The sequence below is a fragment of the Kitasatospora sp. NPDC097643 genome (assembly GCF_040302625.1).
In the GTDB taxonomy this organism is placed as follows: Bacteria; Actinomycetota; Actinomycetes; order Streptomycetales; family Streptomycetaceae; genus Kitasatospora.
Genome location: NZ_JBEOSA010000101.1, coordinates 1 through 22,601, shown reverse-complemented (window position 1 = coordinate 22,601; position 22,601 = coordinate 1). Strand labels below are relative to the sequence as shown.

20 protein-coding genes are annotated in these 22,601 nt (G+C 70.5%); 10 read left to right on the top strand and 10 right to left on the bottom strand.

The features are described from left to right. The 4 genes from ABTY15_RS37450 to ABTY15_RS37435 form a co-directional block, all read right to left on the bottom strand. Nucleotides 1-1,767, bottom strand: a 1,767-nt coding sequence (locus ABTY15_RS37450) for a branched-chain amino acid ABC transporter permease (protein ID WP_350606145.1), incomplete at its 3' end; no start/stop codon positions are given. 5 nt (nt 1,768-1,772) lie between these two features. After that, nucleotides 1,773-2,702, bottom strand: a complete 930-nt coding sequence (locus tag ABTY15_RS37445) for a branched-chain amino acid ABC transporter permease (RefSeq protein ID WP_350606137.1) — start codon at nt 2,700-2,702, stop codon at nt 1,773-1,775. A gap of 190 nt (nt 2,703-2,892) precedes the next feature. Then, entirely contained in the window at nt 2,893-4,125 is a 1,233-nt protein-coding gene (locus ABTY15_RS37440; protein ID WP_350606133.1) for a branched-chain amino acid ABC transporter substrate-binding protein, read from the bottom strand. A gap of 639 nt (nt 4,126-4,764) precedes the next feature. Continuing rightward, nucleotides 4,765-5,229: a PaaI family thioesterase gene (locus ABTY15_RS37435; protein ID WP_350606130.1), complete on the bottom strand. Its 465-nt coding sequence runs from the start codon at nt 5,227-5,229 to the stop codon at nt 4,765-4,767. A gap of 276 nt (nt 5,230-5,505) precedes the next feature. Between ABTY15_RS37435 and polA the strand changes: the two genes are divergently transcribed. The 5 genes from polA to ABTY15_RS37405 all read left to right on the top strand — a co-directional run bounded on the left by polA (nt 5,506) and on the right by ABTY15_RS37405 (nt 11,824). Further along, complete coding sequence (gene polA, locus ABTY15_RS37430; protein WP_350606142.1) at nt 5,506-8,193, top strand: DNA polymerase I; 2,688 nt, start codon at nt 5,506-5,508, stop codon at nt 8,191-8,193. A gap of 379 nt (nt 8,194-8,572) precedes the next feature. After that, nucleotides 8,573-9,358, top strand: coding sequence for a hypothetical protein (locus ABTY15_RS37425; protein WP_350606125.1), 786 nt, complete (start codon nt 8,573-8,575; stop codon nt 9,356-9,358). Between the two features lie 172 nt (nt 9,359-9,530). After that, the gene (locus ABTY15_RS37420) at nt 9,531-10,292 is read left to right on the top strand and encodes a GNAT family N-acetyltransferase (RefSeq protein ID WP_350606122.1); all 762 of its coding nucleotides are present in this window, start codon (nt 9,531-9,533) and stop codon (nt 10,290-10,292) included. A gap of 100 nt (nt 10,293-10,392) precedes the next feature. Beyond that, complete coding sequence (locus ABTY15_RS37415; protein ID WP_350606118.1) at nt 10,393-10,737, top strand: hypothetical protein; 345 nt, start codon at nt 10,393-10,395, stop codon at nt 10,735-10,737. Between the two features lie 289 nt (nt 10,738-11,026). After that, nucleotides 11,027-11,824 carry a GNAT family N-acetyltransferase gene (locus ABTY15_RS37405; RefSeq protein WP_350606116.1) on the top strand — a complete coding sequence of 266 codons (798 nt, stop codon included), beginning with the start codon at nt 11,027-11,029 and terminating at the stop codon, nt 11,822-11,824. Between the two features lie 130 nt (nt 11,825-11,954). Here the strand turns inward: ABTY15_RS37405 and ABTY15_RS37400 are convergent, their stop codons facing one another. Both ABTY15_RS37400 and ABTY15_RS37395 read right to left on the bottom strand, forming a co-directional pair. After that, complete coding sequence (locus ABTY15_RS37400) at nt 11,955-12,251, bottom strand: hypothetical protein (protein ID WP_350606113.1); 297 nt, start codon at nt 12,249-12,251, stop codon at nt 11,955-11,957. Nucleotides 12,252-12,372: 121 nt separating this feature from the next. Continuing rightward, a complete protein-coding gene (locus ABTY15_RS37395; protein WP_350606110.1) occupies nt 12,373-12,504 on the bottom strand; it encodes a hypothetical protein in 132 nt (43 codons plus the stop codon). A 762-nt stretch (nt 12,505-13,266) separates the two neighbouring features. On the opposite strand from ABTY15_RS37395, the gene ABTY15_RS37390 reads away from it, so the two are divergent. Next, the gene (locus ABTY15_RS37390; protein ID WP_350606105.1) at nt 13,267-13,728 is read left to right on the top strand and encodes a hypothetical protein; all 462 of its coding nucleotides are present in this window, start codon (nt 13,267-13,269) and stop codon (nt 13,726-13,728) included. A 69-nt stretch (nt 13,729-13,797) separates the two neighbouring features. Here ABTY15_RS37390 and ABTY15_RS37385 read toward each other — a convergent pair whose 3' ends face one another. Both ABTY15_RS37385 and ABTY15_RS37380 read right to left on the bottom strand, forming a co-directional pair. Beyond that, a complete protein-coding gene (locus tag ABTY15_RS37385) occupies nt 13,798-14,364 on the bottom strand; it encodes a hypothetical protein (RefSeq protein ID WP_350606101.1) in 567 nt (188 codons plus the stop codon). Between the two features lie 12 nt (nt 14,365-14,376). Next, nucleotides 14,377-14,817, bottom strand: a complete 441-nt coding sequence (locus ABTY15_RS37380) for an ATP-binding protein (protein ID WP_350606098.1) — start codon at nt 14,815-14,817, stop codon at nt 14,377-14,379. Nucleotides 14,818-14,980: 163 nt separating this feature from the next. Here ABTY15_RS37380 and ABTY15_RS37375 point away from each other — a divergent pair, with 163 nt between their 5' ends. After that, the gene (locus tag ABTY15_RS37375) at nt 14,981-15,814 is read left to right on the top strand and encodes a helix-turn-helix domain-containing protein (RefSeq protein ID WP_350606092.1); all 834 of its coding nucleotides are present in this window, start codon (nt 14,981-14,983) and stop codon (nt 15,812-15,814) included. Next, on the top strand, nt 15,807-16,010 hold the full coding sequence (locus ABTY15_RS37370) for a DUF397 domain-containing protein (protein WP_350606089.1): 204 nt from the start codon (nt 15,807-15,809) through the stop codon (nt 16,008-16,010). Before ABTY15_RS37375 ends, ABTY15_RS37370 begins: the two co-directional genes overlap by 8 nt. A gap of 61 nt (nt 16,011-16,071) precedes the next feature. On the opposite strand, the gene hrpB is transcribed toward ABTY15_RS37370, so the two are convergent. Then, nucleotides 16,072-18,588: an ATP-dependent helicase HrpB gene (hrpB, locus tag ABTY15_RS37365; protein WP_350606086.1), complete on the bottom strand. Its 2,517-nt coding sequence runs from the start codon at nt 18,586-18,588 to the stop codon at nt 16,072-16,074. A gap of 4 nt (nt 18,589-18,592) precedes the next feature. Continuing rightward, nucleotides 18,593-19,471, bottom strand: coding sequence for a class I SAM-dependent methyltransferase (locus ABTY15_RS37360; protein ID WP_350606081.1), 879 nt, complete (start codon nt 19,469-19,471; stop codon nt 18,593-18,595). Nucleotides 19,472-19,884: 413 nt separating this feature from the next. Between ABTY15_RS37360 and rpsA the strand changes: the two genes are divergently transcribed. Continuing rightward, nucleotides 19,885-21,375, top strand: a complete 1,491-nt coding sequence (rpsA, locus tag ABTY15_RS37355) for a 30S ribosomal protein S1 (protein ID WP_030061640.1) — start codon at nt 19,885-19,887, stop codon at nt 21,373-21,375. A gap of 195 nt (nt 21,376-21,570) precedes the next feature. Then, nucleotides 21,571-22,601, top strand: a 1,031-nt coding sequence (locus tag ABTY15_RS37350) for an MMPL family transporter (RefSeq protein WP_350606076.1), incomplete at its 3' end; no start/stop codon positions are given.

Here is a 22,601-nt window from a genome sequence, read left to right as displayed (position 1 = left end):
GGAGAGGAATTCGAGCTTCTTCGGGATGAGGAAGAGCAGGGTGGCGCCGGCGAGCGGGCCGCTGATGGTGCCCATGCCGCCGAGGATGACCGCGGCGAGCAGGAAGGCGGAGTTGGGCGGCAGGGCCTCGGCGAAGGTGTACTGGTCGGGGGTGACGGTGTAGCTGACGTGGGCCTGGACGGTGCCGGCGAGGCCGGCGAGGCAGGCGCCGAGGGCGAAGGCGAGGAGCTTGAGGCGGAAGCCGTTGATGCCCATGGCCTCGGCGGCGGTCTCGTCCTCGCGGATGGCGACCCAGGCGCGGCCGATGCGGGAGTTGCCGACCCGGGCGAAGACGAGCACGACCAGGGCGGTGACGAACAGCATCAGCAGGTAGTAGTTGGAGAACCGGCCGAGGTCGACGCCGAGGATGGTGTGGGTCTTGCCGAGGTTGAAGCCGAGGATCTCCAGGTCGGGGATCCGCGGGATGCCGTTGGAGCCGTTGGTGATCTTGGGGCCGGTGGTGCCGTTCAGGTTGAGCATGGTGATGCGGAAGATCTCGCCGAAGCCGAGGGTGACGATGGCGAGGTAGTCGCCGCGCAGCCGCAGGGTGGGGGCGCCGATCAGGACGCCGAACACCATGGAGACGACGGCGCCGGTGAGCATCGCGGCCCAGAACGGGAACTGGACGTGGATGGGGGAGGCGGGGGAGCCGGAGACCAGGGCGGCGGCGTAGGCGCCGACGCCGAGGAAGGCGACGTACCCGAGGTCCAGCAGGCCGGCGAGGCCGACGACGATGTTGAGGCCGAGGGCGACGGTGGCGAAGATCAGGATGTTGGTGGCGACCGAGGTGTACTGGTCGCTGGTCTGGGTGAAGGGGAAGCTGGCGGCGGCGGCGAAGGCGGCGCCGGTGGTGACCGGGCGGTACTTGACGGTCAGCGCGCGCAGCCGCAGCAGCAGTCCGGCCTTGCCGAGGGCGGAGACCACGAAGCCGGCCAGCAGCAGGTAGCCGGTGAAGAGCTCGCCGTACTCGGTGTCGATGCCGAAGGTGATCGCGAACAGGCCGAGGCCGAAGGCCACGACGATGAGCAGCACCTCGACCCAGGACGGGAGTTCGCGCGGCGCGTCGGCCGGGCGCTCGACGGTGCCGAGGCGCAGCCAGGTGTTGGCGAGGTGGCCGAGCTGGAGGAGCAGGACGGCGCCGGTGGCGATCGCGACGGCGCCGGCGAGGGCGGTCAGGACCGGGGCGACCGGCTTGTCCTCGGGGATGGCGTGGGTGGCGAACCAGACGACCGGGGCGATCGGGACGAGCAGGAACAGCCGCCGGTCGAGGATGCGCAGCGGGACGCCGGTGCGCCGGTCGAGCGGGAGGCCGAGGGCGCCGAGGACGGTGATCAGGCCGCCGGCGCCGAGGACCCAGCCGCCGGGTTCGAGGTTGGCGAGGCCGCCGAGTTCGACCGCGATGGCGGTGACGGAGAAGAGGCTGATGGCGAGGGCGCCGGTGGCGGCGAGCAGGACGGCGTTGTTGCTGCGGCTGGGGGCGGCCCAGCGCAGGCCGGGGACGCCCTGGACGGCGGCGAGCAGGACGAGGGTGAGGAGTCCGGCGGTGAGGGCGAGCCACTGGAGGCCGGCGGGGGAGCCGGTGTAGGTGAGGTCGCCGGGGAAGTCGGGGGTCCAGGTCCAGGAGAGGGCGGCGGAGGCCGCGACGGCGAGGGCGCCGATGCCGGTGAGGGCGGTGGCGACGCCGGCCGGCAGGGGGATGACCGGGGTGGTTTCGGTGGTGGTGGTCATGGTGGTCACGCCCTGTCCGCGACGCGCTCGCCGAGCAGCCCCTGGGGCCGGACGAGGAGCACGAGGATGAGGAGTACGAAGGCCCAGACGTCCTTCCAGGCGCCGCCGCCGAAGAGGTGCATGCCGGGCAGGTGCTGGATGTAGCCGGTGGCGAGGGCTTCGGCGAGGCCGAGGGCGACGCCGCCGAGCATGGCGCCGTAGATGTTGCCGATGCCGCCGAGGACGGCGGCGGTGAAGGCCTTGAGGCCGAGCAGGAAGCCCATCCGGAAGTCGACCTGGCCGCTGCGCAGGCCGTAGGCGACGGCGGCGACGGCGGCGAACGCGGCGCCGATGGCGAAGGCCATGACGATGATGCGGTCGGTGTCGATGCCCATCAGCTTGGCGGTGTCGGGGTCCTGGCTGGTGGCCTGCATGGCGCGGCCGGAGCGGGTGCGGGTGACGAACCAGCCGAGGGCGAGCATGCACAGCGGGGCGGCGATCAGCAGGAAGAGGTCGCTGCGCTGGACGGTGACGGAGCCGATGCTGAACGGGTCGCCGGGGATCTTGGGGAAGACCCGGGCCTTCTTGGCGTCGGGGTAGAAGGAGAAGACGAGCTGCTGGAGCAGGATGGACAGCCCGATCGCGGTGATCAGCGGGGCGAGTCGGGGGGCGCTGCGCAGCGGCCGGTAGGCGAAGCGCTCGGCGGCGACGGCGGTGAGGGTGGAGACCAGGATGCCGGCGATCAGCATCAGCGGTAGGGCCAGCCAGAGTGTGGTGCCGCCGGGGAGGGCGAGGTAGGCGGTCAGCGCGCCGAAGCCGCCGACCATGACGATCTCGCCGTGGGCGAAGTTGATGAGCTGGACGATGCCGTAGACCATCGTGTAGCCGATCGCGACGAGCCCGTAGAGGGCTCCGAGGATCAGGCCGTTGGCCAGCTGCTGCGGTAGGTCGTGCACCGCTGGGCCTCCGTAGTGCGTTCGGGGTGTCCGCGTGGGTGGGGTGGATGTGGGTGCGCGCGGGGGCACTCGTGGCGCCCCCGCGCGCTGGTGTGCGTTCTGCTGTGGCCGGTGCCTCGGCGGGCGGGCTCAGCAGGTGAGTTCACCTGCTGGGTTCAGCCGGTCGCCGGTGGGTCCAGCCGGTGGCCGGTCAGCCGCTGAAGGTGCCGGACTTCTCCACGGCCCACTTGCCGTCCTTGACGGTGTAGACGGTGAGCTGCTTGTTGGTGGTGTCGCCGAACTCGTCGAAGGAGACCTTGCCGGTGACGCCGTCGAAGGTGACCTTCTGGACGGCGTCGACGACGGCGGCGCGCGGGCTGGCGGGCAGCTTGCCGCCGTTGCCGTTCACCACGGCCTTGACGCCCTGGATGATGGCCCAGGCGCTGTCGTAGGAGTAGCCGCCGTAGGTCTCGTAGGCGTCCTTGTAGCCGGCGGCCTTGTAGTCGGCGATGAACTTGGCGGCGGTGGGGAGCTGCTCGACCGGCAGGCCGACGGCGGTGGCGAAGTCGCCCTGGCTCTTGGGGTTGAGCTTGATGAAGTCGCCGCTCTGGATGCCGTCGCCGCCCATCAGCGGGATGGTGACGCCGGCGTCCTTGAGCTGGAGGGAGAGCGGGCCGGCGGCCGGGTACTCACCGCCGTAGTAGACGGCGTCGGCGCCGGAGGCCTTGACCTTGGTGACGATGGCGGCGAAGTCGCGGTCGTCGGGGTTGACGTGCTCCTCGCCGACGATGGTGCCGCCCTGCTTGGTGAACTCGCCCTTGAAGGTGGCGGCGAGGCCGGCGCCGTAGGTCTTCTGGTCGTCGATGAGGAAGACCTTGGTCTTCTTGGCGTCCTTGACCAGGAACTGGGCCGCGAAGGGGCCCTGGACGGCGTCGGTGGTGGAGGTGCGGAAGTAGGACTTGAACGGGCGCTTCTTGTCGCCGCTGGCCCACTTCTCGCCCTGGCTGAGGGCGACGCCGGTGTTGGCGGGGGAGATCTCGACCAGGTTGGCGTCGTTGAAGATCTGCTGCATCGACTGGGCGACGCTGGAGTTGAGCGGGCCGACGACGCCGAGGACGTTGTTGTCGGCGACGAGCTGGGTGGCGTTCTGCTGGCCGGGGGCCGGCTTGGCGGTGTCGTCCAGGGCCTTGATCTGGAACTTGACGCCGGGAACCTCGTTCTGCTCGTTGGCCTTCTTGACGGCGAGCTCGACGGAGTTGCGGATGCCGAGGCCGAGGGCGGAGAGGTCTCCGGTGAGCGGGGCGTCGACGCCGATGGTGACGGTGGTGGCGCCGCCGGCGCTGCCACTGTCGCCGGACTTCTTCTCGTCGCGCGATCCGCACGCGGTGAGGCTGAGGGCGCCGATGACGGCAATGCTCACGACAACTGCTGCACGATGACGCACGGGGGTCCCCTTCGGTTCAAGAAGGCGCCGCGCCTGAATGGCGGGAGCCGGGGTGCGCTATGGGCCTGGCCCAACTCGGTGGCGCGGTGACTGGCCGTGACTCTAGATGCCGTTGGGCGGCTCGGGCAGTGCTGCGGCGAGGCTGTGATTCTCTTGTTATGAGCACACGTAGCAGTTGTCTCAGCATGTGGTCGTTTCGGCGCGATTCACCGGGCCGCGCTAGGCGTTTACTTGCTGGTAGGGCGATGTAAGGGCCAGAAATGGGGGTCACTGCTGGACGCACCGATAATCGGACGACCTTGTCCGATGCGCGGCTATCGGGCGTGCACGTCCGTATTTCGGACCAGAGGGGGCGGGCGGAAGGCCTCCGGGGCTGCTGCGGGCTCCGGAGCTGACGGGTTGTTTGATTTCGTAATTGTTACGCAGCGTTATAAAGTTTAAAAAATGTGTTGTCGGTGCCCGGAAATGGCACCGCCCCCTTGTCTGGACCAACGCCTGCCCAGGGCAGTGGAAGGTCAAACAAGGGGGCGGCAAAGGTATTTGAGGATCCGTCGGACGCCTCGCGGGAGGGCTGGACCGGATCTCGCGGGAGGGGCGGACCGGACCTCGCGGGAGGATCGGTCGGACCTCGCGGGAAGGTCAGAGGTCGCGCAGCATGCAGGTCAGCCGGCAGCTGGTGATCCGCTTGCCGGTGTCGTCGGTGATCGCGATCTCGTAGGTGGCGGCGGTGCGCCCCTTGAAGACGGCCGTCGCGACCCCGGTGACCAGGCCGGACGTGGCCGAGCGGTGGTGGGTGGCGTTGAGGTCCACGCCGACCGCGTACCGGCCCGGCCCGGCGTGCAGCATCGCGCCGACCGAGCCCAGCGTCTCGGCCAGCGCCGCCGAGGCGCCGCCGTGCAGCAGCCCGTACGGCTGCTGGTTGCCCTCCACGGGCATGGTGCCGACCACCCGGTCGCCGGAGGCCTCGACGATCCGGATGCCGAGCTTCTCGCCGAGGTGGCCGCCGGAGAAGGTCTGCGGGTCGACGCCGAGCTTGGCGAAGTGGTCCAGCACGTCCTGCGGGACCTTGAGGACGGGGGCCGCGTCGGGGGTCGCGTCCGTCATGGGGGGAACTCCTGCCGCTCGGGGATCACGTCGTCGTGCTGCCTGTGATCGTACGACCGTCCTACTCGGCGGTACTGCTCGACTCCGCAGTACCGCCCGACTCCGGGGACAGCGTGGCGGCCCGGCTCCGGGTTGCGCGGCGCCCCTTTTGTCGGTGCCGGGCCCTAGGATCGGTGGCCGGTAGTGGAATCGGCAGGAACGGACGTTGACGTGGCTACGCAGAGTACGGACAAGGGCGCGACGGGTGGCGGCGGGGCCGGCCCGCGGCCCCGGCTGATGCTGCTCGACGGGCACTCGATGGCCTACCGGGCGTTCTACGCCCTGCCCGTGGAGAACTTCAACACCTCCACCGGCCAGCCCACCAACGCGGTCTACGGCTTCGCGTCGATGCTCGCCAACACCGTCCGGGACGAGCAGCCGACCCACCTCGCCGTCGCCTTCGACCTCTCCCGGCAGACCTTCCGCTCCGTCGAGTTCCCCGACTACAAGGCCAACCGCGCCAAGACGCCGGACGAGTTCAAGAGCCAGGTCGGCCTGATCGGCGAACTGCTCGACGCCATGCACGTCCCCCGGATCACCGCCGAGGGCTTCGAGGCCGACGACATCATCGCCACCCTGGCCACCGCCGCCGAGGCGGCCGGCTACGACGTCGACATCGTCACCGGCGACCGGGACTCGCTCCAACTGGTCACCGAGCACGTCACCGTCCTCTACCCGACCAAGGGCGTCTCCGAGCTCACCCGCTACACCCCGGAGAAGGTCGCCGAGAAGTACGGCGTCACCCCGCGCCAGTACCCCGACCTCGCCGCGCTGCGCGGCGACCCGTCCGACAACCTGCCCGGCATCCCCGGGGTCGGCGAGAAGACCGCCGCCAAGTGGGTCAACCAGTTCGGCTCCTTCGACGAACTCGTCGCCCGTGCCGACGAGGTGAAGGGCAAGATCGGCGAGAAGCTGCGCGACCACCTCGACTCGGTCAAGCGCAACCGCGTCCTCACCGAGCTGGTCCGCGACGTCGAACTCCCGCTCGGCGTGGCAGACCTGGCCCGCGCGTCGTTCGACAAGGCGGCCGTCGGCACGCTCATGGAGTCGCTGGAGTTCCGCAACGCCAACTTCCGTGACCGCGTCTTCGGCATCGACCCGGCGGCCGGCGAGGAGGCCGCGGAGGCCGAACTCGCCCCCGGCGTCGAGGTCGACGGCGAACTGCTCACCGACCCGGGCACCCTCGCCGCCTGGCTGCGGCAGCACGCCTCCGACGGCAAGACCACGGTCGCCCTGGCCGCCGTCTACCAGTGGGCGCTCGGCACCGGCGAGGTCACCGAGGTCGCGCTGGCCGCCGGAGAGTCGGCCGCCTGGTTCGACCCGGCCCTGCTCGCCGAGGAGGACGAACGCGCCTTCGCCGGCTGGCTCGCCGACCCGGCCGCCCCCAAGGCCCTGCACATCGCCAAGCAGGTCATGCGGGCCTTCGCCGAGCGCGGCTGGACGATCGAGGGCGTCGTCGCCGACACCGCGCTCGCCGCCTACCTGGAGAAGCCCGGCCGGCGCACCTTCACCCTGGAGGTGCTCGCCGAGGAGTACCTGGCCCGCTCGCTCACCCCCGCCCCCGCCGCCGAGAACGGCCAGCTCGCCTTCGACGCCCCCGAGGAGGACCCGGCGGCCGGCGCCCAGGCGCTGATGCTCCAGGCCCGCGCCGTCCTCGACCTCGCCGCGCTCTTCGACACCCGCCTCGCCGAGGTCGGCGCGATGGGGCTGATGCGCGACATGGAGCTGCCGATCGCCGCCCTGCTCGCCCGGATGGAGCGCTACGGCATCGCCGCCGACCGCGCCTGGCTCACCCGGCTGGAGACCCAGTTCGCCGCCGAGATCCAGCGCTGCGTCGAGGAGGCGCACGCCGCCGCCGGGCACGAGTTCAACCTCGGCTCGCCCAAGCAGCTCCAGGAGATCCTCTTCGGCGAACTCGCCCTCCCCAAGACCAAGAAGATCAAGACCGGCTACACCACCGACGCCGACGCGCTCACCTGGCTCGCCACCCAGACCGACAACGAACTGCCGGTCATCCTGCTGCGCCACCGCGACCAGGCCAAGCTGCGCACCACCGTCGAGGGCCTGCTCAAGACCGTCTCGGCGCAGGGCCGGATCCACACCACCTTCAACCAGATGGTCGCCGCCACCGGCCGGCTCTCCTCGCAGGACCCGAACCTGCAGAACATCCCGGTCCGCACCGAGGAGGGCCGCGCCATCCGCCGCGCCTTCGTCGTCGGCACCGGCTACGAGTCGCTGCTCACCGCCGACTACTCGCAGATCGAGCTGCGGATCATGGCCCACCTCTCCGAGGACGAGGCCCTGATCGAGGCCTTCGCCTCCGGCGAGGACCTGCACACCACCGTCGCCTCCCAGGTCTTCGAGGTCCCGGGCGACGCGGTGGACGCCGAGATGCGCCGCAAGATCAAGGCCATGTCGTACGGGCTCGCCTACGGGCTCTCCGCGTACGGGCTCTCGCAGCAGCTCGGCATCAAGCCCGCCGAGGCGCAGGGCCTGATGGACACCTACTTCGAGCGCTTCGGCGGCGTGCGCGACTACCTGCGTCGGGTCGTCGACGAGGCCCGGGCCACCGGCTACACCGAGACCCTGCTCGGCCGCCGCCGCTACCTGCCCGACCTCAACAGCGACAACCGCCAGCGCCGCGAGATGGCCGAGCGGATGGCCCTCAACGCCCCCATCCAGGGCTCGGCCGCCGACATCGTCAAGATCGCCATGCTCCGGGTGGACGAGGCGCTGCGCGAGGCCGGCCTCACCTCCCGGATGCTGCTCCAGGTGCACGACGAAATCGTGCTGGAGCTGGCCCCGGGCGAGCGCGAACCGGTCGAGGCGATCGTCCGCGAGCAGATGGCCGGCGCCTACCCGCTCCGCGCCCCGCTGGACGTCTCCGTCGGCATCGGCACCAACTGGGAGGCCGCCGCGCACTGACGCGGGGTGGTTCACGGCGGGCCCGGACGCGTGACGCGTCCGGGCCCGCCGCTACGATCTGCCGGTTCGTCGCGCAGCGGGCGCGGGGTGGGGGAGGGGACGGGAGCGCCACCCCCCCCACGCCGCACTGAGGCCGGGCAACGCCCTTCCCGACTCTGTCGTGGATGACTCCGAGTGACGGCAAGTACCCTGTGTCATCGGTAGGTTGACTGTTCACCGGGTGACACGGACAAGTTCGTGCGCGTAGCGTGGGGGGTGGCGGTTGTCATGGGACCGACCCGACGGTGACCGCGCGTACCCGTGCTGTCGGTTGCTCCGCGGTCGCGGAGTCTTCCTCGGTGGGACGCGACGGTCCCGGTCCTGCGACCGAGGAGGCACCTTGTCCAGGGAAATGCTCTTCTACCGGGCCGACGACGGCCTGATAGCGACGGGAAGGCTCGGCACCGACGGCATCTTCGCCGGGCTGGCCGACGGAAAGCTCGCCCCGAACTGGTCGATCATCGTGCCGGTGGGGCGGGAGTTGTTGTTCTACCGTGCCGGTGACGGTGTCATCGCCACGGGCCGGATCGACACGAACGGGATCTTCACCGAGCTGGCCGAGGGGCAGTTGGCGGCCGGCTGGACCCACATCGTGCCGGTGGGGCGGGAGTTGTTGTTCTACCGTGCCGGTGATGGCGTGATCTCCACGGGCCGGATCGACACGAACGGGATCTTCACCGAGTTGGCCGAGGGGCAGTTGGCGGCCGGCTGGACCCACATCGTGCCGGTGGACCGCGAGCTGCTCTTCTACCGCGCCGGTGACGGTGTCATCGCCACCGGCAACCTCAACACCAACGGCATTTTCACCGAGCTGGCCGAGGGTGGTCTGGCGCCGAACTGGTCGATCATCGTGCCGGTGGGGCGGGAGTTGTTGTTCTACCGTGCCGGCGACGGGGTGATCTCCACCGGCCGACTCGACACCAACGGGATCTTCACCGAGCTGGCCGAGGGTGGTCTGGCGCCGAACTGGTCGATCATCGTGCCGGTGGGGCGGGAGTTGTTGTTCTACCGCGCCGGTGACGGAGTGATCTCCACCGGCCGGATCGACACCGAAGGGATCTTCAGCGAGCTGGCCGAGGGTCAGCTGGAACCGGACTGGACCCACATCACCGCCCTGACCGCCTGAGGGCGGAAGGCCGCCGTGCCGAGGTGGCGTGTCGTCACCTCGGCTTCGGCGTGCCGGAGTTCGCCGCACACTGGGGCGTCGGTCGGGCCGGCCCGGACTGGAGGTGTGGCCCAGTCGGCTCACGGCTGATTGGCCCGTGTCAGGGGGCCAATTTCGTACTACCGTAGGCACAATGACAACGGGATCCACTTCGACCGACCAGCTCGTGTCCTTGGCCGAGGCGCCGATGCGTCAGGCCCGCAACTCCGCCGCCTTCTGGACCGCGACCGGCCGATGCCGGGGGCACGAGGTGATCCGGCGCCGCGGATTCGTCGCGGTCGACGGCGACGAGCGTGCGGGCGCGCGGATCCTGATCCAGGAGCCCGACCTCGACCCGGGCGAACTGGCCGAGTTGAGCGAGCTGGTCCGCCGGGCCGCGGGCCCGGTGAACGTCGAGGATCCGTTCAGCTCGACCGACCTGAGCCACCTGGGCATGCGCAGCTGGCAGATGCCGATCATGCTGCGCCTGCCCGGGCCCGTCGGCGCACCGGCGCTGGACGTGATCCGGGTACGGCAGCCCGAGGACCTCCAGGCGGCCGAGCGGGTCGTGATCGAGGGCTTCGAGCTGGACGGATTCGAGCCCCACCGCCCCGGCGAGCTCTTCCCGACGGCCCTGATCGAACAGCCGGGCGTGGACGTGTTCGTCGCCTCGCACGAGGGTGTGGTCGCGGGCGCCTGCGTCAGCGTCGTGGCCGACGGCGTCGGCAGCCACTACTGGGTCGCTACGTCGTCGGCCTTCCGGTCACGCGGCGTGGGCCGGGCCGTGATGCTCGGCGCCCTCGCCCACCTGGCGGACCTGCCGGCCACCCTTACCGCTTCGAAGCTGGGCAGGCCGCTGTACGAGTCGCTGGGCTACACCGTCGCAACGCCCTCGACCTGGTGGGCCTCTGTATAGGAAGTCGGCGGGGCCGACTTCCGGCGCTTACGGGCGGGTGGCGCGGGTGCCCGGTTCCTCGGTTCCGCCCGGCGGATCATGACGACGTAGGCTGCAGCGCATGCACAGCACGCTGACCGAGCACGCCCGGTGTCTCTACGGGGATGAGTACCGTCCGACACCGGCGTGCGGTCAGGAGCATCGCGAGCACTACTTCGTCGAAGAGCTGACGTTCGCTGATGCGGACGCGATTCTGTCGATGCTGCGCGAGCTCAGCCCGAACCTGGTCGACGGCCGGCTCCCGGTGTGGATTCGCAACCTCGCCTATCGGCTCGTGCTCTTGCAGAGGCCGGACGAGCCGGCGCTTCTGCGGGAAGCCGCGCAGAACCTGTGGCTGCGCGGTCCGGAGTGGGACGACATCGCGGCGGAGCTCACGCAGCAAGCCGAAGCGCTGGAAGCCCGCTGACGTCATCAGCTTGTCAGGGCTTGAGCCACGGGCGGATCGAGGTCACGGTGACGGTGCCCGTGAAGACGTAGGCGCGCTGGTCGTAGCGAGTGGCTACGGCCCTTGCGTGCTTGAGCTGGTTGATCGTGCGCCTCGACCTCGTTGCGTCGCGAACGTGCCCGCATCCGCAGCGAGAAAGGCATCCGCTGGGGCGGCCGTCTCCCGACGCGTGCCGCGTGATCAGCCACGTCTGCGGGGAACAGGACAAAACTCAATGGCGAGGCCGCCCACCTCATGCTGGAGTGGGCGGATGGATCATGAAGAAGTGCTCGCCCTGTTCGACCGCCAGATGAGGCGCGACGCGCAGCCCGACAGTGCCGGAGCCCGCGTCGAGCGTGACGGCGACGTCGTACGGCAGGTCGGCGAGGATCACGACTGGAACGGCGTCCTCTGGTCGGACCTCGACGATGCCACGGCGGATGCGGCGATCGCGGCGCAGGTGCGCTACTTCGGCACGCTGGGGCGCGAGTTCGAGTGGAAGGCATACGCCCACGACCGGCCCGGCGATCTCGGGAGGCGGCTGCGGTCGGCCGGGTTCACAGCCGAGCCCGAGGAAGCGGTGATGGTCGCCCGGATCCAGGATCTGCCGGCCGACGTCGCACTCCCCGAGGGCGTCCGCCTGCTCTCGGTGACCGATCCCGCAGGAGTGGACCTCGTGGTGGACGTCCACGAGCAGGCCTTCGGCACCAGCGGCGCCGGTCTGCGGCAGCGGCTGCTCGCCCAACTGACCCAGGACTCGGAAACGGTCAGCATGGTCGTGGCGATGGCCGGCGACCTGCCCGTCTGCTCGGCGCGGATGGAACTGAACCCGGGCACGGAGTTCGCGGGCCTCTGGGGCGGCGGCACTGTGACCGCCTGGCGAGGCCGGGGTATCTACCGGGCCTTGGTCGCCCATCGCGCCCGGATCGCCGCCGGCCTCGGCTACCGCTACCTTCAGGTCGACGCAACCGACCAGAGCCGCCCCATTCTGCAACGACTCGGGTTCGCCGTCCTGAGTACCACGACTCCATACGTCTACCCGCCCCAGCGCAACGACCGCGCAGGGTAGCGCGGCAACGCGGCCATCGGGCACACCCGGTGAACCTCCTCGGTCACAGCACCAGGGGCGTAGCGTGTCGGCGGTGCAGGTGCGTGCGTTCGGTGAGTGGGGCCGAAGGTGTGGAACAGGGGCAGCCGGATCAGATCGGCAGGCTCCAGCCCGGACCGTTCTCGCTGCCGAGCCAGACCCGTTGACCCGCCGCCGAGACCGTGCCTCCGGGGGCGGGCATGGTCCGGGCCTGTGATCCGGTGGCCACGTCCGAGAGGATCTGTTGCCCGCCGGCTCCCATCCGTTCGGCCGATGGCGCCGCCAGCTGCGCGACCCAATTTCCGGTCCACGTATCGAGCTTCGCGGGGTCGATCCGGCTCGCGCGCTCCTCCCCGGGGAGCAGGGCCAGGACCGGGCGGGGCGGCCGGTCGTGGGGCCGGGCGATCATGAAGCTGGAGTAGCCGGGCAGGAACCGGCCCGTGGCCTCGCCGGGGCCGGTCAGGTCGAGCAGCGCCAGGGCGTTGGCGTAGCTCCACCCGGACAGGGTGACCAGGATTCGGCTGCCGGCTTCACCTGGCGGAGCACGTCGCGATCAACCGGTCGAAGGTGCCACCGTTCGGGCCCCCACCGAGACCGTCGCCGGTGATGAGGCGCGGGGCGTAGCCGGCGGCCTTGAGGGCGGCGGTGGCGCGTTCGGGCACTTGGAGCCGGTGTGCACCCAAGGCGGTCGAGTAGCCGGTTCCGGTGCCGATTTCGAGAATCCGGTGACCGGCGTCGGCGCCGTGCTGCTGTCACATGCCCAGCACGAGCGAGGGCAGCGTGGAAGACGACGAGGGCGCCCCGGTCACCGGGTGTTCTCGGGCGTCTTCCGGCCTTGTGCGCCCGTCGAGTTGGGTGATGAGGGTCTGGTCGGCGTAGATCCGGTTGTGGTGTGTGGGAAGTCGATGTGGCCGACTTCCTGTGCGGTGGGGGTGTTGGGCGGTCGCTTGGCGCGGTGGTTGTGGCAGGTGATTCGGGTGGCGTGTGCTGCGCGGGAAGTCGGTGGTGCCGACTTCCCGCGCAAGGCCCTGGCGGGTTGTTGTTGCTTGGTTGCCCGGGGCGCTCGGCTGCGGGTGGGGTAAGGAGCCGGCCTGGTCGCGGAGTGTGAGGTCGGTGGTGGGGTTGTTGTGACTGTGTGCCGTAGATGGCCAGAGTTCTCCCGCTACCTGGCCACTGGTCTTGGTCGCGCCTGACTTCCTGGCCGGGTGTCTCCGTCGATGTCGTGTCCATGCGCTGCGCTCTGTCTGGCCAGGTAGCGCGAAAGCCCTGGCGGCCAGCCCTGTAAAGCGGCGATCTACTGTTCAAGTCACAGTTGCGGGCGTCCGACGGGTGCTGGCTGTCGCTGTGGGTGGGCGCGTGACGTTGTCCGTTGACCCGGGCGCCGGGCATCGTGGGTTCGGCCAGTTGCTGAAGGGGAGCGCCAAGTGTTCGCTGTAGTGGTTCTGCCGGAGTCCCTTCAGGTCGACTCGCGATCGCCACTCTTCGTCGCGGGCCGTGTCTGGTTGGAGATTGCCGGGCATGCGTTTCCAGAGACCGGGTGGAGCGATTCGCCGCTATCGGTGCTCGGGTCGATGGGGACGGCGATCCATCACGCCCTGGATGATGGAGAGGGCGATGTCTACTTCTTCGAGGGGCCCTACTTCATGAAGGTGTTGCTGACGGAGGACGGAGCGCTGAGAGTCGTGGGCGTGTGTGACCGGCATCCGGCGCCTGACGATGGTGGGGTTATCGAGGCGGAGGTGACCGTGCCGGTGCACGAGGTGCTGGACGCTTACCGGAATGCGGTCCGGAGCCTGCGCCAGTGGGCGCAGGAACGCGGCGAGGCTGAGGTGCTCGCGGTCCTGGAGAGGATGTCCGAGCTGGACGAGGCCTGCCACGACCTCTGAGTGGGGTGCTCAGGCTGGCCAGGTACCAGTTGAGGTACGCGGGAAGTCGATGGGGCCGACTTCCTGCGCTTACGGGTTGGTGGACTGGGTGGCGCGGGTGCGGCAGTGGGTGAGGGCGGGTTTGAGGCGGGGGTCGGGGGTGGGGGTGGCGGAGAGGAGTTCGCCGGCGGTGACGAGGGTGGGCCAGTAGCGGGCCGGGTCGCCGGTGCCCGGGCGGGGCTGGGCGGCGGCGAGGGAGAGGTAGGCAGCGGTGAGGTTGCCGGTGACGAACCAGCGGGCGAGCCCGTGTTGGTGGCCGGCGCGGATGCCGCCCAGGGCGTCGATGGCGGTGAGGAAGAGGTCGACGATGGCGAGGTCGCGGGCGTCGAGAGCCTTGGGGATGTCGAACACGCCCAGGGCTTCGAGGAGTTCGCCGGTGTCGGACTCGGTGCCCGGGCGGGGGTTGGCGAGCAGGGCGGCGTAGCAGTCGTTGAGGCGGCGGGCGGCCTCGGCGAGGGGGATGTCGAGGGCGAGGCACACGGCTCGGGCGGCCGGGAGGGGCTTGCGGGAGCGGCGGGCGAGGAAGGCGTAGACCTCGGCGGCGGTGGAGCCCCGGGCGAGCGCGTGCTGGGCGAGGGTGAGGAGGGGAGGTTGCATCGGAGGCGCGCTTCAGGCGGTGATGAGGGTGAGGGAGGGGGCCGGGGAGGGTGCGATCAGCGCCCAGGCGAACTTGCCGATGCCGCCGGCGCGCGGGCAGCAACCCCACCGTTCGGCAAGCTCGTTGACGAGGAAGAGGCCGCGCCCGTGCTCGTCCTCGGGGGAGGCGGTACGGAGGGTGGGGCGGCCGCTGCCCGCGTCGTGGACTTCGAGCCGGAGACGGGAGTTGGCGAGGGCGAATCGGACTTCGATGAGGCGGTCGACGGGGGCGTCGGAGTGCTGGACGGCGTTGGCGAAGAGTTCGCCGAGGAGGAGTTCGGCGATGTCCGAGTAGCGGTCGCCGGTGGGGAGGGCGGAGAGGTAGGCGCGGAGGAGATGGCGCGCGAGCGGCGTCGAGTCCGGGCGGGAGTCGAGGCGGGCGGCGAACGTGCGGGGGCGGCGGGTTGCGAGCATGGCGAAGTTCCTCAGGGGGAGCGGATGGGGGATCGCGGAGGGTCTTACGCGTCGCAGCATCGCTTCGATCCGTAGTGCTACGACTACCCAGCGCGTCCACTGTCCTCTAGGCTTCAGAACTATTCAACCTGTCCGTGCTGTTTGATTGATAGGGCAAATCGCCTTGAACAAGCGTGAACTTGACCCCCAGGCCTCCCCCGCTGCCGAGTTCGGGGTGTTTCTGCGCACGTCGCGTGAGCAGCAGGGCTGGACGCAGGAGTACCTTGCAGGGCTGGTTGGGTGTACGTCGTCGCACATCTCGGCCCTCGAAAATGGCCGGAGGAAAGCAACTCAACGAATCTCAACAGAACTTGACAGGGCCTTCGGTTCGGGGAAGCAGTTCCAGGCGGAGTGGGGGAAGTCGGGCCAGCGCATCCTGTTCGAGGGCTTTGAGGAGTATCTGCGCGACGAGTCGAAGGCTGTAGCAATGCGGCTGTTCGAGATCAACATCGTTCCGAGCATCCTGCAGACGCCCTCGTACATCCGCGCCTATCAGGGAGCACTGGTCAGCCGGGGCGTTTCAACGCAGCAGCAGGCCGACGAGCGGACCGAGCTGTTGCTCCACAGGCAGCAGGTTCTCGCTCGTGATCCTGCGCCGCTCATCCATGCGGTCATCGACGAAGGTGCCTTGCGGCGGTCCATCGGTAACCGCGAAGTCATGGTCGAGCAACTGCAGCACCTGGAGGTCCTTGCGGCTCGGCCTCGCGTCCTTCTTCAGGTCAGCCCGTTCTCGCTGGGTGAGCTCAGGCCGTTTGCGCATCCAATTACGTTGCTGACCACGCCGAGCAGGGCCATGGTTGGCTACGGGGAGACTCAGAAGCGGGGCTTCCTCGAACGCGATCCGGAGACACTGGCCGGGTGGGCCAGTGAGTACGATCACCTCCAGGTTGAGGCGTTGTCACGGGTGGCGAGCATCGAGTTCATTCGAGAAGTGCGGAAGGGTTTTGATCATGAATGACCTGTGCAGCGCCGCTTGGCGAAAGAGCTCGTACAGCGCTCAGCAGGGACAATGCGTCGAGGTGGCAATCGGGCCCCCCGATCAGGTGCCGGTTCGCGACTCCAAAGACCCACACGGCCCCGCGCTCGTCTTCCCGGCGGACGCATGGCAGTCGTTCGTGACCGCCATCCAGACTGGCGAGTTCGGTGACGTCTGACGCGTCCGGTGAACTGCCCGAGACCCCACTGCCCGTACATGAGTAGTGGGGTCTTCTGCTGCTATTTCCGGGCGTTGGTGCGGCGGGTGGGTTCGGCCGTGGTCGGGTCTTCGGGCCAGGGGTGGCGGGGGTAGCGGCCTCTCAACTCGGCGCGGACGGCGTGGTAGCCGGTGCGCCAGAAGCTCTCCAGATCGCCGGTGACGGCGGCGGGGCGGCCGGCCGGCGAGAGCAGGTGGATGGTCAGCGGGACGCGGCCGGCGGCCAGGGTGGGGGTGGTGGTCCAGCCGAAGAGTTCTTGCAACTTGACTGCCAGCACTGGGCGTTCGGTGGTGTAGTCGACCCGTATTTTCGAGCCGCTGGGGACGGTGATGCGCTCGGGGGCCAGTTCGTCCAGCCGGCCCGCCTCGCCGCTCGCCCAAGGGAGGAGGCGCTGGAGGGCGGCCGTCGTATCAATGCGGGCGAGGTCGGCGCGGCGGCGGGCGCGGGAGAGTTCGGGTTCCAGCCACTCATCGGCGTGGGCGAGGAGGGATTCGTCGCTGACGTTCGGCCAGGGGGCGCCGATGGCGGTGTGGAGGAACGCCAGGCGTTCGCGTAGGCCAGGGGAGGGCCAGGTCAGCAGGGTGCTGACGCCCTCGCGGCTCAGGCCTTCGAGGAGAGCCGCGCGGACGAGGGCGGGGTCGGGGCGGTCGAGGGTGGTCGCAGAAAGCTCGATCGCGCCGAGGGATTCGACCTGGCGGGCGGTGACCTCGTCGCGGCGGGTGTCCCAGTGGACCTCCTCGCGGGCGGTGAGGAGCGCCGCGCCGGCGAGAAGGGCGGTGTCCTCGTCCAGCGCCGCGGCGTGCAGCACCCGGGCGGAGTGCGACCCGGCCGGGCGGTCGGCGACCGCGACGGCGAGCCAGGGCAGGGTGCCGAGCGTGGTGCCGGGGGCGAGTTCGGCCGCCGTGCCGGAGGCCATCAGGTACGGGCTGCGTTCGCCGGGGGCGGGCCGGTCGACCCGCGCGCGGGCGATGCGTTCGGGGAAAGCGAGGGCGACGACCAGCCCGGCGGCGGTCGTGTCGGGCAGGGCGGTGCCGGGCTCGTCGGAGGTGGCGCGCAGGAGGCGGCGGACCTCGTCGCGCCAGCGGCCCGCGTACGGATCCCGGGAGGACTTCAGGCTGCGCCACACCGCGCCGAGATCGTCGCCGAGCGCACGCGGCGGCTCCTCGGAGAGCAGAGCGACCACCTCGGCTGCTCGCCGCGCGCCGACCGCCGACGCCCCGTCGACGAGGGCACGCCCCAGTCGGGGATGCAGCCCGGTGCGGGCGAGGCGGACGCCGCGCTCAGTCGCCCGACCGTCGGAGGAAACGGCGCCCAGCGCCTGGAGGGTCTGCCGGGCGGCGGCCATGGCCCCCGCCGGGGGACGGTCGGGCAGGGCGAGGCCGGTGGCGTCCGGGTCGCCCCAGCAGGCGGCCTGGAGGGCGAAGCCGGTGAGGTCGGCGAGGGCGATCTCGGGGGTGGGGAAGCGGGCGGCGCGGGCGTCCTCGGCCTCGTGCCAGCAGCGGTAGACGGTGCCGGGGGCTTCGCGCCCGGCCCGTCCGGCGCGCTGGCGGGCGGCGGCGAGCGAGGCTCGGACGGTGACGAGGGCGGCCAGGCCGCGGGCGTGGTCGGTGCGGGGTTCGCGGGCGAGCCCGGCGTCGACGACGACCCGGACGCCCGGGACGGTGAGCGAGGACTCGGCGACGGCGGTGGCGAGGACGACCCGGCGGCCGTCCCCGGGAGCGAGCGCGGCGTCCTGGACGGCCTGCGGCGCACGGCCGTGCAGTTGGAGGACGTCAACCGGCAGATCCCCCAGCTGCCCGGCGACCCGCGCGATCTCGCCGACGCCGGGCAGGAAGCAGAGCACGTCCCCGTCCTGCTCGCCCAGGGCCCGCCGGACGACGGCGGCGACGTGGTCGAGCAGCGCCGGGTCGACCCGGGTGCCGTGGGCGGGCCGGACAGCGCGCGGCGGCGGCGCCCAGACGACGTCCACCGGGTGGGAGACCCCGTGCGCCTCGACCACCGGGGCGCCGCCGAGGAGTTCCGCCCAGGCGGCGGTGTCGGAGGTGGCCGAGGCGCAGACCAGGCCGAGCTCGGGCCGCAAGGCCGCCCGGACGTCGAGCAGGAAGGCGAGCGCGGTGTCGGCGTCCAGGTGCCGTTCGTGGCACTCGTCCAGGACGACGACGTCCACGCCGGGCAGTTCCTGGTCACGCTGGAGCCGTTGCAGCAGCACGCCGGTGGTGACCACCTCGACCACCGTCTCCGGCCCGACGCGGCGCTCGCCGCGCACGGTGTACCCGACCTCGCGGCCCACGGACGAGCCGAGCAGCCAGGCCATCCGCCGGGCGGCGGCCCGGACGGCGAGCCGGCGCGGTTCGGCGACGAGCACCCGGAGCGTCGGACGCCCGGGATCGAGCAGCCCGGCCAGGGCGAGCGGCACCAGCGTCGTCTTGCCGGTGCCGGGCGGCGCGGCGAGGACGGCGGTGCCGTGCTCGGCGAGGGCCCGGTGCAGGGCGGGCAGGGCGGTGCGGACGGGCAGCCCGCGCCAGGCCGGGTTCAGCAAGGCGTCAGCCCCGTTCGGTGACGAAGATCGCGGTGCCGGGGATCAGCCGCCCGCGCAGCGGGGACCAGCCGCCCCACTCCTGCTCCAGGCCGGCGGGCCACTCGGGTTCGACGAGGTCGATCAGCCGGAAGCCGGCGCCGACGAGTTCGCGCACCCGGTCACCGAGCGTGCGGTGGTGCTCGACGTAGCTGGCGCGGCCCTGCTCGTCCTGCTCGACGTACGGGGTGCGGTCGAAGTACGAGGCGGTCGCGGTGAGGCCCTCGACGCCGGGCTCGTCGGGGAAGGCCCAGCGGATCGGGTGGGTCACCGAGAACACCCAGCGCCCGCCGGGCCGCAGCACGCGGTGCACCTCCCGCATCAGGGCGGCGGTGTCGGCGCTGAACGGCACCGCGCCGTAGGCGGAGCAGACGAGGTCGAAGGAGGCGTCGGCGAAGGGGAGGACGGCGGCGTCGGCCTGGACGACCGGGACGGGCGCGGTGCCGCGGTCGAGGTCGATCCGCCGCGAGTGCTGGAGCTGGCGGAACGAGATGTCCAGGGCGACCGGGCGGGCGCCCTGGGCGGCCAGCCAGCGCGAGCACTGGGCGGCGCCGGCGCCGAGCTCCAGGACGTCCCGGCCGGCGACCTCGCCGAGCAGGCGGGCGTCGGCCTCGTCCAGGCCCTCGGGGCACCAGGTGAAGCGGTCGTCGCCGAGGAACTCGCCGTGCTCGTCCTGGTACTCGTCGGCGTTGCGGTCCCACCAGTGCCGGCTGGCCCGGCTGCTCTCCCCGCTGCCGGCCTCGCGCCGGACCGCGTCGTCGCCGTCCTCCTCCTCGACCCCCGCGGCGGAGGTGTCAAGATCGTGCAGGTTCGACTGGGGGGTGGTGGCCACGGTGATAATGCCCATCGCGTAGGGTGTGGGGTGCGGAAGCGCCGCTGCCGCGAACCGGCCCGAGAGGGTCCGGATCCTGGCGGTGGCATCCGGGGAAGGGCTCCCTGCGGGCGCCACCGTGAGGTGCGCAATCGGAGGATATGGCCTGATCCGTACCGGGCTCCACCGTCTTGCCGCTCTTGGCGTTGACCGTGCCTGGCCGTCCCCGTATGCTACAAGTTGCGCTGCGGGCCTGCGCGCCTCGGACGGAGCAGGTCGCGCTCGCATCTGTCGAAGACCCCACGGTCGCAAGACGGACGCCGATTTCTCGCTGTGCGGGAATCCCGGTGCGCCGTGTTCTTGGCTGTCCGGCTTTCGGTGGGAGCGATACGGGCCCTCCGCGTGGCATTACCTACGACTTTCATGTCCGTACCGGAGCCCTTTTCCTAATGACGAGCCCCACCGACTCCTCCCTCAGCACCACCCCGCAGGTCGCGGTCAACGACATCGGCGACGCGGAGGCCTTCCTCGCCGCCATCGACGAGACCATCAAGTACTTCAACGATGGCGACATCGTCGAGGGCGTCATCGTGAAGGTCGACCGTGACGAGGTGCTCCTCGACATCGGTTACAAGACCGAGGGCGTCATCCCGTCCCGCGAGCTCTCGATCAAGCACGACGTTGACCCGCACGAGGTCGTCGCCGTCGGTGACAACATCGAGGCCCTGGTTCTCCAGAAGGAGGACAAGGAGGGTCGTCTCATCCTGTCCAAGAAGCGCGCTCAGTACGAGCGTGCCTGGGGCACGATCGAGAAGATCAAGGAAGAGGACGGCATCGTCACCGGTACCGTCATCGAGGTCGTCAAGGGTGGTCTCATCCTCGACATCGGCCTCCGTGGCTTCCTCCCGGCCTCGCTGGTCGAGATGCGTCGCGTCCGCGACCTCCAGCCCTACGTGGGCAAGGAGCTCGAGGCCAAGATCATCGAGCTGGACAAGAACCGCAACAACGTGGTCCTGTCCCGCCGTGCCTGGCTGGAGCAGACCCAGAGCGAGGTCCGCCAGACCTTCCTCACCACCCTGCAGAAGGGCCAGGTGCGCTCCGGCGTCGTCTCCTCGATCGTCAACTTCGGTGCCTTCGTGGACCTGGGTGGCGTCGACGGCCTGGTGCACGTCTCCGAGCTGTCCTGGAAGCACATCGACCACCCGTCCGAGGTTGTCGAGGTCGGCCAGGAGGTCACCGTCGAGGTTCTCGACGTTGACATGGACCGCGAGCGCGTCTCCCTGTCGCTGAAGGCGACCCAGGAGGACCCGTGGCAGCAGTTCGCCCGCACGCACCAGATCGGCCAGGTCGTCCCGGGTAAGGTCACCAAGCTGGTTCCGTTCGGTGCGTTCGTCCGCGTGGACGAGGGCATCGAGGGTCTGGTCCACATCTCCGAGCTGGCCGAGCGCCACGTGGAGATCCCGGAGCAGGTCGTCCAGGTCGGCGACGAGATCTTCGTCAAGGTCATCGACATCGACCTCGAGCGTCGTCGCATCAGCCTGTCGCTGAAGCAGGCCAACGAGGCCCTGGGTGCCAACCCGGCCGAGGTCGAGTTCGACCCGACCCTGTACGGCATGGCCGCCTCCTACGACGACCAGGGCAACTACATCTACCCGGAGGGCTTCGACCCCGAGGCGAACGACTGGCTGCCCGGCTTCGAGAAGCAGCGTGAGGAGTGGGAGCGCCAGTACGCCGAGGCGCAGGCCCGCTTCGAGCAGCACCAGGCCCAGGTCATCAAGAGCCGTGAGGCCGACGCCCAGGCCGCCGAGGAGGGTGGCGACGCCGTCGCCGCCGCCGCCGGTGGTTCGTACTCCTCCAGCAGCGACGAGGGCTCCGGCGCTCTCGCTTCGGACGAGGCCCTGGCTGCCCTGCGCGAGAAGCTGGCCGGCGGCCAGAGCTGAGGCTCTCGCTTCCCGCTAGCAGCTAGCTAGACGGTGGGCCCCACCCGGATTTCCGGGTGGGGCCCATTTCGTTTTCCCTCTTCACTTATTTGTCGTTTATGTGAAGGAGTTTTGTGAGATGGAGCTCATTGGCCTTCTATAGGGTGAACGCCGGGTTGCCCCTACATTGGGTGGAGCTGCCCGAAAGGCTCCTTTATGCGCAACCCCTCCACCACCGCTGCTGACCCCGAGGTCAAGGTCGGTGGTCGACTCGCCGCCATTGGTCGATTCTGCTTCCGCCACCGTCGGTGGGTGCTCGGTTTCTGGGCCGTCGTCCTCGTCATAGGCGTGCTGATCGGCGGCCGGGTGTTCGAGGGCACCGTCGCCGGGGCCTCCTCGGCCAGCTCCGAGGCGGACAAGGGCAACGCGGTGGTCGCCGCGGCCGATCCGGCCAAGGGCACCGTCACCGCCGTCGTGGACGGGAAACCGGTCGACGACCCGGGGGTGAAGGCGGCCGTCGAGAAGGCCACCGCCGAGATCGCCGCCCTGCCCGGGGTCTCCTCCGCGCTCGACGCCTACGGGCCCGGCCCGGCCGCGACCGCGCTGCGCTCCGCCGACGGCGCCGCGAGCCTGGTCACGGTACGGATGGCCGACGCGAGCACCAACGCCCAGACCGACGCCGTCACCGAGCGGCTCGCGGCCCTGAACGGCGAGACCGGCGCGCACGTCACCGTCGGTGGGGACCTGGTGCTCCAGGACGAGGTCAAGCAGCAGACCGAGAAGGACACCCGCTTCGGCGAGATGGTCACCCTGCCGCTCACCCTGATCGTCATGGTGCTGGTCTTCGGCGGCCTGGCCGCGGCCAGCCTGCCGGTGATCGGCGCGGTGGCCTCGGTGGGCGGGGCGCTGCTGGCCATGTTCGGCTTCAGCCAGATCATGGACATCGACACCAGCGTGCTGCCGATCGCCACCGTGCTGGGGCTCGGCCTCTCGATCGACTACGCGCTGCTCATGGTCAACCGCTTCCGTGAGGAACGCGGCCACGGCGCGGGCATCGCCGCCGCCGTCGAACGGACCGCCGCCACGGCGGGCCGCACCGTCGCCTTCTCCGGGCTGACCGTCGCCGTCGCGCTGTCGGGCCTGTTCGTCTTCACCAGCCCGGTGCTGCGCGCGGTGGCCGCCGCCGGGGTGAGCGTGGTCGTGATCGCCGTCGCCGCCGCGCTGACGCTCGTCCCCGCGCTGCTCGG